Here is a 12,677-nt window from a genome sequence, read left to right on the forward strand (position 1 = left end):
AATTAACGCGGCGTGGCAACGCCCCACCTGCGAATCGTTGATCGGCTCAAATCGGGATAGCGCTCCGAGATCGCGCGGAATACCGTAATGGCTCGCTCCTCCAGTTCCTCAGCCCGGTGCAGCAAAGCACATAATTCATCACGCCACATAGGATCAATTTGCCTGCCCTTGACGCCATCCTCCATGATGCAGGATTTCATGCCGGGAACCAGCTGAAGCAGTTCCTCGTAAGCGGCAGCGGCTCCCTCCAGCCCGCTAAACGTCCCCGAGACATCACGCAGATAAGAGGCGATTTCTTCTCGCGTGTACATATAGTCATCCATGATGTATACGGCGCCGCCTTCGTCATAATCTCCGCTTTGCAGTCCATTCCGCAGGAAGGCGTAAGCGAGCTTCCCGGAAGCGATATCGGTATTCGGCAGTGTTTTGAATGGGGTATCCCAGTCGTGAATGGCGAGCCTAAGCGACTCCAGCACCATATCCGGAAGCGAAGGCTCAAGCCGCTCACCGAAAATCTGACAGTACCAGAAGCCGGTGAAGTTTAAGCCGAGATTATCGTACAGCACGATTTTATAGTCGGAGGCGTGTCCGTCTTGGACGTAGAATACGGCATCCTCATCGTCGTAGCCGCAGATGACGCCAAACTCCGGAATCCAGTAGATGACCCCGAGCCCATCATCAAGCGATTGTTTGACCCATTTGACAGCATCCTGCTGGTAATAAGAGAAGGTGGGATGCCGGGTGCGGCCCGCATCCCAAACCGTATAGAGGCCGAGATTGCGAATAGCCGGGGAATGCTCGTCGCCCCATTGCCCATAAGCGGATACCGATAATGGCAGCAGCCGCTCATGGACCGTGAATTTAAAGGCCATGCCGGTGAGGCCGGCAAGCTTATATTTAGGGCCTTCAAACAACCCCGCCGCCGATAATATCGCATACAGGCTGTCGATGTACGATTTGGATTGCCGCTTCACGATGATGCTCTCCAGCAATACGCGTGTCATGGTTTCGCTGTGCCTCCTTCTTCTAACCGTTCCAGTGTACGCCTGCAAAGGGCATCAAGCTGTTCTCGAAGCCATCGCGGTGCGAGCAGCGTTTCCCATGCGGACACCATCAAATGGTGCAGGAACGATTCGATTTCATGAAATTCGACGGTATATAGGGCCTGTTCAGGCGTGGAGGAGCGTATGCGGTACCCGTGCCATGAATCGGGCGAGGCAAGGGGCTGGGCCAGCTTCACTTGGGCTGTGTAAGGCTTGCGCTGCGGCGATCCGGCCGCTGAAGATCCGCCTGCTCCCCATTCCAGCAACTCCGCATCCATGGGCTCGAACCTTGCAGACGTCACATCCAAACTGCTGATGCCATCAAGCCGCAATAAGCGCTGCTTGTCAGCTTCTTCGCAATAAGCAATTACATAATCGCTATTGTATTGACTCATCAGCTTGAGCGGGCGTATGGACAACTGCTGCAGACCCGATTCATCCCTATAGGTGACCCGGACGACCAAATGCTGCCCGATCGCATAAGATAGCCGCTCAAAACAGTGAATAAGCTGCGGATTGGTTTCGAAGATCGGCAGCCGCTGTCCCGGCTCATCGGTCTCCTCCTCCGAGAAGCGTTCAAGCAAATGAGCGACGCGATTAACCGATGCCGCATTGTCGTAATTGTACTGGCGGTAACGGTAGGCTAAATATTTTAACACCTTCTTCTCCTCGTCGGTCATATAGAGCAAGGGAAGCGCGTATGTTTTATTCTCGTAGCAATATCCGCGGTATTTAGCTACATAAAGCAAGGGGGCTGAGAGCGAGTAGGTCAAATACTCGATATCGCGCTGCGCCTGGCGCTTCGAGATTTCGAATTGCTGAGCCAGCTGCGTGCTGCTCGGGTACTTGCCATCTCTGATCTGACTATCGAACCACCTGATTCGGTGCATGTTGCTCAAGTCGTACCCTCCTTTAATCCAACGTGCATGCTCCATCTGTATGTATTACATCATCCGGAGCCTTCGACTGACAAGCACTTGTTTGCGTCTCGAATAGGCGCCCGTCCCCCTGATCGGAGAACGGGCAGCCCGCTAGCCGGTAATGCGGTCCACGGATTCTTGCGGCGAATGGATGCAACGCTTGCATACTTTTACGGTAGATCCGTCCGATTTAGCCCGAGGATAAAGCAGTTTGATGCGTGTTCTGCTGCAGACCGGACAAGTGCCGCGGCCGCGAGACGGTAGGCTCCACAGCGCACGCCCGCGTTTTGTTTTTGCCACTGGTAATGACCCTCTTTCGAAAGCTGAAGTGAATACAGGATTAAGTATAAAATAGCTGGTGCGACATAAAATGTCGTATCAGGTTTGGGTGCAAGTTTTGCCTTGATCAGCTGCTGTGGTATAATCACAGCAAATATTACCGTTTCCCGGAGGCGATTATGCTCAGTTTTGACCAGAAGCTTTCGATTTTGGAGTCCTTTCCTGAGCTCAAGCGGAAGGACGTGTCACTTGGCCGTGTGAATTATCAGTATGACGAAAGTTTGTACGATAAGAAAAATGTGGCGTTCCACCTGCACCCGAACGGGAATGGGTTCGTGTATGCCGGACATTTGCGTGGCTATGATACGGATGAGAAGGGGTTTGTGAACATCCGCGGCTATGATGCCGATGCGTTCCGTCAATTGGTAGAGGAGTCGATTCGATCCTTATCCTACCGTGCGCCGGAGCCGACTTCGAAGCGTGCCAAGGCTGCTGCTGCCCCGCGCGGCGAGGTGCAAGCCTCGACTTGGTTCGGACCTGAGAAGCAGTCGCTTACGCTGAAGCATGAGGATGATCTGTGGTACGTATATGCCGGGCCGAACCTCGAAATGGTGCTCGAAACCTATGAAGAAGCTGAACAATATTTGCAGGAGGAAGGCTTCTTCCTGTTATAATTGGCGCAAAGAGAACCGTCAGCCTTGGTTGCTGGCGGTTTTTTGTTTTTGTGAAGTGTCTTTTTGCTATTTACATCGAGGAAGTCAGTCGACTACGATCAGGGTAGTGGAAATGGGGGAGATTCGATGTCGTCGTCAACGATACGTGCGATTGTATTTGATTTCGATGGTACGCTGGTGGATACGGAATCCTGCGCTTATGATGCGTTTTGCCGGATTTACGAGGAGCATGGCCATGTGCTGCAGCTGGAGAGCTGGGCGCTCTGCGTAGGAACGATAGGCGGACCTTATGATCCGTATAATGATCTGCAAGAGCTTACGGGGAAGGCGCTCGATAAAGCTGCGCTTAAGGAGCGTTTCGAAGTTCTGCATGACGAAGCGCTTCGTGAAGTGAAGCTCCGCTTCGGTGTTCTGGCGCTTCTGGAAGAAGCGAAGCAGCTTGGGCTGCGTATCGGCCTTGCATCGAGCTCCGATCGGGGATGGATCGACAGACATCTGAAGGAGCAAGGCATCGCCGATTATTTCGAGGCGATTTATACGAGAGACGATGTCGAACTGGTGAAGCCCGATCCTGCGCTGTACCGATTGGCTGTCGAAGCGCTTGGCGTACAGCCGTTTGAAGCGGTTGCGGTGGAGGATTCGCTGAACGGACTGAAGGCGGCTAAGGCTGCAGGGCTGCGGGCGATTGCGGTGCCGAATCCGATCACCTCGCACATGGACTTATCCCAGGCAGACGTTCAGATTGAGGGCTATGAGGATCAGACATTGGCGGGGCTGCTTGCGCGGCTCCAAGCAGTGGAAGCTGAATAGCGTTGCAAGGTTGCATGAGAGCCTTCCCATCCGGGGAAGGCTCTTTGGCTTGGTTGCTCTAGAAAGCCACTTCCCGAAGTCTAACGGTTGCCAGTGCGCCTAATTTCCCATTTGTAGGCGTTTCACAACTGTAACGGTTGCCAGAGGGGCTATTTCGCGATTTAGCTAGGGTGTCCGCTCGTAATAGGTCAAATAAGCTCTCCGGCAACCGTTAGAGAAAATATAAAGCAAAATCAGACCAAATAAGCGCTTAGACAACCGTTAGAACACAGCAGCTCCGCCCCCGGCAGGGGGATTGCATCTTTCAATGATTGGGGTTCGTCTAAGTCCGGCCGGTAGACGAGAATGGACGTGAAAAGAACCTAATAACGACTTGCGCCGAAATCAGGTTCTTTTTATTTATAGTGCCGCTTATTCCGTTGGCAGCTTTCTGCGCAGCTGTTCCATTTGCTCATTGATCAATGCATCTTTAGCCGGTGCGCCAGCGGCTGTACCAGCCGTTGTTATAGGCGCTCCGTATGAATCGCCGTAACCTGCGCCGTATGGTTGGCGGGACATGGCCACATGGGCTTCCCATTGCGCGATTTTCTCTTCGATCCGCTGGAAGCCGCGGGATGCGGATCCGCCTTCGAGGCTGGATCGGCCGACGCTGAAGCTCGGCATGCCGGAGCGGGACTTCGCTGCTGTTTGCTGAATGCGTGCCAGCAGCTCTTCGCGTTTCTTGAGCAGCAGCGGCAGCTCTGCGCGGGCTTTCTCTAGACGCTGTGTCAGTTCCGCGATCGTAAGCTTCGCTTTCTCGATCCACTGCGTATATTCTTGCACTTTCTCGGTGTAATGCAGCTTCGCGGTCAATGCCTCGCGCGCCGTTGCTTCATTGCCGGCTCTCATGGCATCCAGTGCCTTCGCTTCGCTGTGTTCTGCCATGACAGCTGCTTCGTTAGCTTGCTGTTGCAGTCCTTTTACCATCGCTTCTTGCTTGAACAGCTCCTGCTGTGCAGTCGCGATCTCCTCTTGCATGCCGCGTACGTATTGGTTAAGCATCATTGCCGGGTCTTCCAGCTTGTCGAGCAATTCGTTAGCAGCTGCTTGTGTAATGTTGAAAATGCGGTTTAACAATCCCATTGTTGAACATCTCCTAGTTTTGGTTTTTGTTAGGATTAACTGGCTTAATGACGGTGTGCAATTCGTTTATTGATTAAACGTGGAAGCGAAAGTGGCTGTCCGGGGACAAGACCTCGAATGGCGCTTTCGGTACAAGCAGGCTGGCGATAATGTAGACAAGCAGCGTAGTACCAAGGCTAAATACGCCGGATACGATCAGAACAAGTCGGATGATGGTCGGGTCAACGCCGAGCCAATCGCCAATACCGCCGGATAGACCGGTCAATTTGCGGTTCAAAGTGGAGCGGTAAAGCTTCTTCATGTGAAACATCTCCTTTAGGTTTGTGGGGTTGTCGCGGATAATGGATTGCCGTCTATTGTGAAGTGATTTGCTGGCTTAAGGGGATAACGTTTAACTGATATCCTTAGTTTAAAATAGGACGGCCTTCCTCGAAACGGTCTGGCGGCTGTTCTTGATGCTGGCCTTAAGTCGGGGGGCGCCTCCGACCTTAGGCGGCCGGGAACGACAAATAAGCACTCCGTATCCAGCTCGGCGTGATGCCGAAGCTGCAATCAGAGTGCTCATAATCAACGCTAGGCCGCCACCGCAGCGATGCTAAGGCAGCAGTTTAACGACATTGAAGTTATCTTCGATTAACAACCAGTTCTGCGGGAAGCTGAGACCGAGCTTCCAATAGCTGATGCCGCGCAGATTAAGTTGTTTAAGCAGATTGAATTTCGCTTGAATAGATCGGGCATCCTCAAACCATACCTTATGCTCCTTGCCATTCGCGTCCCAATAAGAGAAGTGCGGCGCTTGAGCGGTATAGTCGTATAAGATTTGAGCGTTAAACTGTCTCGCGAGGGCAATGGCCGCTTGCGGACTGAGGGCCCGGGCATAGGCACCGCCGGCCACATAGGGCAGTGTCCAGTCATAGCCGTACAAGTTTTGCCCCATGACGATTTTGTTGGCCGGGATTTCCGTGAGAGCGTACTCCAGCACCGTTCGAACCGGACCGATCGGAGAGACGGGCATAGGCGGCCCGCCGCTGTAGCCCCACTCATAGGTCATGATAATGACGAAGTCGGCGATTTCCCCGTGAGCTTTATAATCATGGGCGGAATACCAAGCGCCTTGTTGGGAGGCGCTTGTTTTGGGAGCGAGCGCCGTGGACATGGTGAGTCCGGCCTTGTGGATCGGGACGACAGCTTTGCGCAGAAACTGATTGTAGGCTTCCTTGTCTTCCGGACGGAGATGCTCCAGGTCGAAGTGGATGTCCTTATAATTCAGACGCTTCGCTGTTTCAAGAATGTTGGCAATCAGCTTATTCTGCAGTGCCGCATCGTTCAGTATGAGCTGGCCAAGCTCTGCGCTGAACTGATCGCCTTCCAAATTGGTGATCGTCATCATCATCGCTGTGCGGTTACGCCGCGCGATGGATTCGAGATCGCCGAGCGGAGGCAAGGCAAGTGTAGCGTCGCGCTGGATGCGGAAGCTGGATGGTGCCAGATAGGTCAGATGCGGGGCCGCATTACGTGCTGCCTCCGTCAACGCGGGGGAGACCGTCGTCCCTCGCGGATCAATATAGGCGTTGATCACGGCGTTGCGTCTCGGAATGGGCGGAATATAGAGGCGATGGCCGACCTGCAGCGTACTGTTGATCCCGATGTCGTTAATGGAAGCAAGCGTGGCCGCCGTGGTGCCGAATTTGCCGGCGATTGTCGTTAGTGTATCCCCCGGAAGCACCCAATAATATTGGCCGACAATCGGAATGACCAGTGCCTGTCCGATAACCAATGTATCGTTTGGCGAAATCTCATTAGCGGAAGTAATATCCGAAACGGGTATCCCATACGCCTGTGACAGTCGGTAAAGCGTCTGTCCCGCCTGCACGACATGAATTTGCATTGTTTACCCTCCTCAAGTTCAACTTTAAGAAAGCAGAAGCCGGAACTCACCTCTTACAATGCTATTCCGTTCCAATGCCGCACATGTCAGGGCCGAAACCGTTATTTGGTCGGAATTTCGGCGTTGGTTGCACGGATGATTTCGGAAATACGCGTTTCGAAAACGCTGACTCGCTGTTTCTGCTCCACAATCGTGCGTGAAATGGATACGAGCGTGGTCAGCGATTGGAGCGTGCCTTCATGGGAATTTGCTTTTATCGTCTCATTTAAGGTTTTGACGACCGGTGAGATATTCTTCTTCGTGCCGGCAATGACCGCTTGTACCGATGTAATCTGGCTGCGCAAAGGGTCCGTTTCGGCGAGCTTGGCACGCAAATGCTTGATGGTAGCCGCTGTGGAAGCCTTTGCGGACTTAAGCAGCTCTTCTTTGATGCGAATTTCCGTACGGGCAAGCTGGGTGGAGGGCTTGAGCAGATCCGCTTGAATCTGGAGTAAGGCAGCCAACTGCTTCAGCCTGAGGAATTTGGCATCTTTAATTTGAGTATTTAACGAGGTGTACATAGCGAACAGCGGTTTATAGCGTTCTTTGGTCTGTGCCACGTCCTGCGTAAGCTTGCTGATCTTCGCGGCATCAATCTGGCTGATGCGCGCGCGGATAGCGGTCATTGCATTGCCGTTGTAGTAGTGAAGGGAAGCAATCGCGGTATCCAGCGAATCTTCCTTCTGCTGGAGAGTCGTTAAGCTCAGCAGTTGAGCCGTGAGATTCTGCTTCATGGCATAACTCCCGGCTTCGGATATTTGCTTCGATAGCTTGCTCTGGGCAGATTCGGTCAGTTTCACGGATGATGCGGAGACGCTGGCTGGCATGGAGAGCAATAGTGCGAGCAGAGCAAGTAGTACGGCTGAAATCGGCTTTCTCATCATAGAATGTAACATAGCGATAAGCTCCTCCTTGGACGGGTTCCCCTTGTAAACGCAAAAACACCCGCAAGAAAGGCAAAATCGCCTTTGCTTACGGGTGCTTCCAACGTAAGAGAACTTATTTTGTTTATTTTGTAAAATGTATCCTATCCATCGGAAAAAGTCAACCGGTTTGTAAAGTCGACGATTGCTGGATTTTACTGGTTTAAGCTATAATGGAATAACAGATTTCAAGCCTGAAGTTTTCGCCCTGCTCCACCCGAACGGATAGACCAATCCAAGAGTTCAGGAGGCTGTGACGATGAGTGAACAGAAGGATCGTGAGCTGATTTTCGTATTTACGGGACCGGACGGCTCCGGACGCAAGACAGTAGCTGACAGTGTTGGCACAACGCTCGGTATTACCAAAGTAATCTCGTATGCGACACGCAGACCGCGTCCGGGTGAAGTAAACGGTCAGGATTATCACTTCATCACCCCTGAGCTGTATGATCAGTTCGATGCCGACGGCGATTTTATTGAAAGCGTTACCGTCAACGGGAATCGCTACGGGTTACGGGGCAAAGACATTGCGTACAGTTTGAAGAAGGGCGGCAGCATCTATTTGATTCTGAATCACGAAGGTGCTCATGCGCTGAAGGATATGTATGGAGAGCGGGTAGTGCGGCTTTTCATTTATGCAGATCGGCGTACCGTTCAGGAGAGGCAAGCGCAAGAAGGAATAGACCCCGACATTATAAAATCCAATCTGGATCAATATGAAACGGCTATCCGCTACCAGCCGCGGTGCGAGCACGCTTTCGAGAATTACGATCTCGCGCATACCGTGTTTGAAATTTCCAATACGCTGGAGAGTTATCTGGAGCGCAATTTGGAAGAACGCGACTAATGATCGGATGCTTAACGAAAACCCGCCCCTTCCGGAGAAAGGGCGGGTTTTCGTTTATTCGTTCGTTACCCCATTCGGGAACGATAGGTCGTCGGTGCCGTATCCGTCAGCTTCTTGAACAGGCGAGAAAAGTAGAACATGTCCGAGTAGCCCAGAAGCGACGCGATTTCCATGACGGTTTTGTCGGTGTTGAGGAGCAGCTTCTTGGCCTCGGCTACTTTGAGCCGGTGAACAAATTCGCCAAGCGGATAACCCGTATAGTCATGCACGATTCGTCGTAACGTCGGAATCGAGATATGATGTCTTGCCGCGAGTGCCGTGCTGTCGAGCGGCTGATAGACCGTGCCGGCCAAGTCGTCCAGCAGGTTATGCACGAACAAGGCGCGACTGCTTGTCTGCGTCTGATTGAAACGCAGCGACATGTCGAAGAGCAGCGATTCCAGCGCGAGCGCGGCCCGATCTTGATTGGCGGGAACGGCGCTGTCCATGAGCTGGAAGATGAGCTCGATTTTGCTCAGGAAGCTCTCGTCGGTCCCGACGAATTTCACGAGCTCCGGGTGCTCGTACCAGTTCGCAAGCCACTCTTCGATGCGCTCACCTTCGAGTGCAAAATAATACTCGTCCCAGTAGCCGTCCGTCTCCGGTCCGTATTGAAACACCGCGCCGGGGTACAAGCAGAAGAGCGATCCGGCCTCGACGATTTGACGTTCCTCAGCGTCGGTTTGGTAGTAACCTCGTCCTGCTCTGATATATACGAATGACCAACGATCGAATTCGGCGTTTTCCCGCCTGGACGTGCGTCCGGGCAAATGGCCGGCATTCGTAATCATCAGCGATTTCACGCGCAGCTTCTTCACATCAACCATGCAGTCGAACAGGCGCATTGGTAACGGACTGATCATATTGTCCATGTAGGTTGGCATGGTGTGCATTCTCCCATCCTTCATAACAAGGTAAACTCATTATAACGAAAACGATTACAGAAGGGAAAGGTTGATCAAATCATGACAACAGCTGAAAAGAAACTCAATATAGGCGTAATTGGTGCGGGTTCGATTTCGGGTGCGCATCTGGGAGCTTACGCGGCTAATAAGGATGCTGTTCTTGTAGCGATTTGCGATAAGAATGAAGAGCGCGCTCAAGCGGCGGCGGACAAGTATGGCGCTTCTAAGATTTACACCGATTATCGCGAGCTGCTTGCCGATCCCGGCATCGATGCCGTAAGTATCTGTACTTGGAATAACACCCATGCTGAAATTACGATTGCTGCGCTGGAAGCGGGCAAGCATGTTTTGTGCGAGAAGCCGCTTTGCAAAACAGTCGAAGAAGCGGAACGTGTGCAAGCCGCAGTTGAAGCAACGGGCAAATTGCTGCAGGTCGGTTTTGTGCGTCGCTATGCTTCGAGCATTGAGGTTCTGAAACGTTTTATCGATGCAGGCGATCTTGGCGAAATCTATTATGCAAAAGCAACATGCCTGCGCAGACTCGGCAATCCGGGCGGCTGGTTCTCCGATATTGAGCGCTCCGGCGGCGGCCCGCTGATCGATCTTGGCGTTCATATTATCGATATTTGCTGGTACCTCATGGGCAAACCGAAGGTGAAGTCGGTCAGCGGCAATACGTACCGCAAGCTCGGCAACCGTTCGCATATTAAGAATTTGGGCTTCTATAAAGCCGCGGATTATGATGCAGAGAAGAACGATGTGGAAGATCTGGCGAATGCCGTTATCCGCTTCGAGAACGGCGCTTCCTTGATGGTCGATGTCAGCTTCACGCTGCATGCGCAGAAGGATGAGCTGTCTGTGAAGCTATTCGGCGAGCAAGGCGGAGCTGAAGTGGAGCCGGCTCTTATTATTATGGGCGAGAAACACGACACGATCGTGAACATGACGCCGCAGGTCGATCACTCTACGTTTGATTTTAACGATGCGTTCGGACGCGAAATCGGACATTTCATCAACAGCTGCCTCGGCCGCACAGAGACGCTCAGCCCTGTTCAAGATGGCGTGGAAGTGACACGCATGCTGTGCGCGATCTATGAGTCGGCGGCAAAAGGGACCGAAATTCATTTTTAATCAGAAGGGTTGATCGAAGCGATGACGATTCATTTATCCAATAAAATAGGCGTTATTGTGGACAGCTTCGGTATTGGCGTCCGCGATGGATTGTTGAAGGCGAAAGAAGTCGGCGCGGAAGGCGTGCAAATCTATGCGGTCTCCGGCGAGATGGATCCTGCGAATATGGATGCCAATGCAAGACGCGAGATGCGCTCGCTTATCGACGGACTGGGGCTGGATATCTCCGCACTTTGCGGCGATTTGGGCGGACATGGCTTCCAAGACGCTGCAGCCAATCCGCAGAAAGTCGAGCAGTCCAAGCGTATTCTCGATCTGGCTGTCGAGCTCGGCACCAACATCGTGACGACTCATATCGGTATCGTGCCGGATGACAAGAACGGCGCGATCTATGCGGCGATGCAGCAGGCTTGCGAGGAGCTTGGCCAATATGCGAAGAGCTTGAATGCTTATTTTGCAATCGAGACAGGTCCGGAACCGGCTGCTCATCTGAAGAGCTTCCTGGACACGCTTAGCACGAACGGCGTTTCCGTTAACTTCGACCCTGCGAATATGGTCATGGTGACAGGCGATGATCCGGTCCAAGGCGTGATTACGCTGAAGGATTATATCGTGCATACCCATGTGAAGGATGGCAAACGACTGCGTGTTGTCGATCCGCGCCAAGTGTACGGATTCCTTGGTTATCAGAAGATGACGCATGAGCATATTGCGGAGATGGCTGCCGGAGGATTGGATTTTGAAGAGCTTCCGCTTGGTGAAGGCGCTGTTGATTTTAACGCTTATTTTGCTGCCCTGCAGTCCATTGGTTATACAGGCTACTTGACGATCGAACGCGAGGTCGGCGCGAAGCCGGAGCTGGATATTCGCAGAGCGGTCGAGTTTATTAAACAGTACCGCTAGAGTGCTGAATGGAGGATATATAGGATGAAAATCGCAATTAGTGTATGGAGCTGCCATAAATATTTGTACGACGGTTCTTGGCAAAATGCCGACTTTATCGATTACGCGGCTTCGGTTGGCGCGCAAGGTGTAGAGCTGCTCAGCGTGTTCTGGAATAAGGAGAGCGACGTGCCTGCGGTTCACGAAGCATTGGCTCGTACGGGCATTAAGCTGGCATGCTTCGGAGCATGCAATGATTTTGTGAAAACGACGGCTGAAGAGCGTGAGGTGCAGCTGCAGGATATCATCTTGGCTGTGGATATGGCCGTCGAGTTCGGCGCAGAGGTCGTTCGCGTGTTTGCAGGCGATCGCAAGGAAGGCATCAGCTACGAGCAAGCTAAAGGCTGGATCGTGGAAGGGCTGGCTAAAGGGGCTGCTTATGCAGAGAGCAAAGGCGTTGTGCTCTGCTTGGAGAACCACGGCATCTTCGCAGGGAAATCGGAGCAGGTGCAGGATATCATCACCTTGGTCGGTTCGCCGGCGCTGCGCAGCACCTTCGACATGGGCAATTTCTTGCTCGTCGACGATGTGCCGGCGCAAGCGTTCGAAGCGCTGCATCCGCTGATCCGTCATGTGCATGCCAAAGACTTCTTGCGCGTTGGCGAAGATCAGAAAGAAGGCGTGCTTCGCGCGCTTAGCGGTCAGCCGTTCATCGGCGCTGTGCCGACCGAAGGCGACGTTGGCGTCGCCTCGATCGTCGGCAAACTGGCGGGCGTTGGCTACGACGGCTGGATGAGCATCGAGTACGAAGGTCTGGAAGAGCAGAAGAGCGGCACAGCCAGAGCGGTAGAGAAGCTGGCGGAAGCGGTCGAAGCTGCTTCTGTGAAGTAATAGGGGAGCTCCGGGTTACCATGCGTGAAAGTGCATGGTGGCTTGGGGCTCTTTTATTTGTTTTGGCTTTATGGGGGGCTCCGGTATGTAACAGTTATGCGGTGCTCGCAGCCGTGAGCCCGGCCAACCCGGCTAACCCCCAACCCCAACCCCAATCCCTATCTGGTTCGGAAAGCGCTTGTTCTGAGTCCTCTCTCTCACCTATTCTGCGATCCCGTTTCTCCCCTTAAAAAGGGGGGGGGGGGGGGGGGGGGGGGGGGGGGGGGGGGGGGGGGGGGGGGGGG

At 53.1% G+C, this 12,677-nt stretch carries 14 protein-coding genes; 6 read left to right on the forward strand and 8 right to left on the reverse strand.

Going from position 1 to position 12,677, the window contains the following annotated elements:
* Positions 1 to 2 precede the first annotated feature (2 nt).
* From I8J30_RS31760 to I8J30_RS31770, 3 genes are all read right to left on the reverse strand, one after another.
* On the reverse strand, positions 3 to 1,004 hold the full coding sequence (locus I8J30_RS31760; RefSeq protein ID WP_210664359.1) for a hypothetical protein: 1,002 nt from the start codon (positions 1,002 to 1,004) through the stop codon (positions 3 to 5).
* Positions 1,001 to 1,933: a helix-turn-helix transcriptional regulator gene (locus I8J30_RS31765; RefSeq protein WP_240548530.1), complete on the reverse strand. Its 933-nt coding sequence runs from the start codon at positions 1,931 to 1,933 to the stop codon at positions 1,001 to 1,003. Before I8J30_RS31765 ends, I8J30_RS31760 begins: the two co-directional genes overlap by 4 nt.
* Before the next feature lie 141 nt (positions 1,934 to 2,074).
* Positions 2,075 to 2,263, reverse strand: coding sequence for a hypothetical protein (locus tag I8J30_RS31770; RefSeq protein WP_210664361.1), 189 nt, complete (start codon positions 2,261 to 2,263; stop codon positions 2,075 to 2,077).
* 158 nt (positions 2,264 to 2,421) lie between these two features.
* Here I8J30_RS31770 and I8J30_RS31775 point away from each other — a divergent pair, with 158 nt between their 5' ends.
* Positions 2,422 to 2,916, forward strand: a complete 495-nt coding sequence (locus tag I8J30_RS31775) for a hypothetical protein (RefSeq protein WP_210664362.1) — start codon at positions 2,422 to 2,424, stop codon at positions 2,914 to 2,916.
* A 126-nt stretch (positions 2,917 to 3,042) separates the two neighbouring features.
* On the forward strand, positions 3,043 to 3,726 hold the full coding sequence (locus I8J30_RS31780) for an HAD family hydrolase (RefSeq protein WP_210664363.1): 684 nt from the start codon (positions 3,043 to 3,045) through the stop codon (positions 3,724 to 3,726).
* 411 nt (positions 3,727 to 4,137) lie between these two features.
* Here I8J30_RS31780 and I8J30_RS31785 read toward each other — a convergent pair whose 3' ends face one another.
* The 4 genes from I8J30_RS31785 to I8J30_RS31800 all read right to left on the reverse strand — a co-directional run bounded on the left by I8J30_RS31785 (position 4,138) and on the right by I8J30_RS31800 (position 7,671).
* Positions 4,138 to 4,848 carry a PspA/IM30 family protein gene (locus I8J30_RS31785; RefSeq protein WP_210664364.1) on the reverse strand — a complete coding sequence of 237 codons (711 nt, stop codon included), beginning with the start codon at positions 4,846 to 4,848 and terminating at the stop codon, positions 4,138 to 4,140.
* 73 nt (positions 4,849 to 4,921) lie between these two features.
* Entirely contained in the window at positions 4,922 to 5,149 is a 228-nt protein-coding gene (locus I8J30_RS31790) for a PspC domain-containing protein (RefSeq protein ID WP_091224319.1), read from the reverse strand.
* Between the two features lie 294 nt (positions 5,150 to 5,443).
* Positions 5,444 to 6,736, reverse strand: coding sequence for a glycoside hydrolase family 18 protein (locus tag I8J30_RS31795; protein ID WP_210664365.1), 1,293 nt, complete (start codon positions 6,734 to 6,736; stop codon positions 5,444 to 5,446).
* A gap of 101 nt (positions 6,737 to 6,837) precedes the next feature.
* Entirely contained in the window at positions 6,838 to 7,671 is an 834-nt protein-coding gene (locus tag I8J30_RS31800) for a hypothetical protein (RefSeq protein WP_210664366.1), read from the reverse strand.
* Between the two features lie 286 nt (positions 7,672 to 7,957).
* Between I8J30_RS31800 and I8J30_RS31805 the strand changes: the two genes are divergently transcribed.
* Positions 7,958 to 8,545, forward strand: a complete 588-nt coding sequence (locus I8J30_RS31805; RefSeq protein WP_210664367.1) for a guanylate kinase — start codon at positions 7,958 to 7,960, stop codon at positions 8,543 to 8,545.
* A 65-nt stretch (positions 8,546 to 8,610) separates the two neighbouring features.
* Here the strand turns inward: I8J30_RS31805 and I8J30_RS31810 are convergent, their stop codons facing one another.
* The gene (locus tag I8J30_RS31810; RefSeq protein ID WP_210664368.1) at positions 8,611 to 9,468 is read right to left on the reverse strand and encodes a helix-turn-helix domain-containing protein; all 858 of its coding nucleotides are present in this window, start codon (positions 9,466 to 9,468) and stop codon (positions 8,611 to 8,613) included.
* Between the two features lie 81 nt (positions 9,469 to 9,549).
* Between I8J30_RS31810 and I8J30_RS31815 the strand changes: the two genes are divergently transcribed.
* Genes I8J30_RS31815 through I8J30_RS31825 form a run of 3 tightly spaced genes read left to right on the forward strand, consistent with a single transcriptional unit; the run spans position 9,550 to position 12,393 of the window.
* A complete protein-coding gene (locus I8J30_RS31815) occupies positions 9,550 to 10,620 on the forward strand; it encodes a Gfo/Idh/MocA family protein (protein WP_210664369.1) in 1,071 nt (356 codons plus the stop codon).
* Between the two features lie 21 nt (positions 10,621 to 10,641).
* On the forward strand, positions 10,642 to 11,523 hold the full coding sequence (locus I8J30_RS31820) for a sugar phosphate isomerase/epimerase family protein (protein WP_210664370.1): 882 nt from the start codon (positions 10,642 to 10,644) through the stop codon (positions 11,521 to 11,523).
* A gap of 24 nt (positions 11,524 to 11,547) precedes the next feature.
* A complete protein-coding gene (locus I8J30_RS31825; protein WP_210664371.1) occupies positions 11,548 to 12,393 on the forward strand; it encodes a sugar phosphate isomerase/epimerase family protein in 846 nt (281 codons plus the stop codon).
* Positions 12,394 to 12,677: the final 284 nt, after the last annotated feature.

It is taken from the genome of Paenibacillus lignilyticus (assembly GCF_017942085.1).
GTDB lineage: Bacteria > Bacillota > Bacilli > Paenibacillales > Paenibacillaceae > Paenibacillus_Z > Paenibacillus_Z lignilyticus.

Coding starts and splice junctions, on each gene's coding strand:
- I8J30_RS31760 (WP_210664359.1), bottom strand. CDS start 1,004: ATGACACGCGTATTGCTGGAGAGCATCATCGTGAAGCGGCAATCCAAA.
- I8J30_RS31765 (WP_240548530.1), bottom strand. CDS start 1,933: ATGCACCGAATCAGGTGGTTCGATAGTCAGATCAGAGATGGCAAGTAC.
- I8J30_RS31775 (WP_210664362.1), top strand. CDS start 2,422: ATGCTCAGTTTTGACCAGAAGCTTTCGATTTTGGAGTCCTTTCCTGAG.
- I8J30_RS31780 (WP_210664363.1), top strand. CDS start 3,043: ATGTCGTCGTCAACGATACGTGCGATTGTATTTGATTTCGATGGTACG.
- I8J30_RS31785 (WP_210664364.1), bottom strand. CDS start 4,848: ATGGGATTGTTAAACCGCATTTTCAACATTACACAAGCAGCTGCTAAC.
- I8J30_RS31790 (WP_091224319.1), bottom strand. CDS start 5,149: ATGAAGAAGCTTTACCGCTCCACTTTGAACCGCAAATTGACCGGTCTA.
- I8J30_RS31795 (WP_210664365.1), bottom strand. CDS start 6,736: ATGCAAATTCATGTCGTGCAGGCGGGACAGACGCTTTACCGACTGTCA.
- I8J30_RS31800 (WP_210664366.1), bottom strand. CDS start 7,671: ATGTTACATTCTATGATGAGAAAGCCGATTTCAGCCGTACTACTTGCT.
- I8J30_RS31805 (WP_210664367.1), top strand. CDS start 7,958: ATGAGTGAACAGAAGGATCGTGAGCTGATTTTCGTATTTACGGGACCG.
- I8J30_RS31810 (WP_210664368.1), bottom strand. CDS start 9,468: ATGCCAACCTACATGGACAATATGATCAGTCCGTTACCAATGCGCCTG.
- I8J30_RS31815 (WP_210664369.1), top strand. CDS start 9,550: ATGACAACAGCTGAAAAGAAACTCAATATAGGCGTAATTGGTGCGGGT.
- I8J30_RS31820 (WP_210664370.1), top strand. CDS start 10,642: ATGACGATTCATTTATCCAATAAAATAGGCGTTATTGTGGACAGCTTC.
- I8J30_RS31825 (WP_210664371.1), top strand. CDS start 11,548: ATGAAAATCGCAATTAGTGTATGGAGCTGCCATAAATATTTGTACGAC.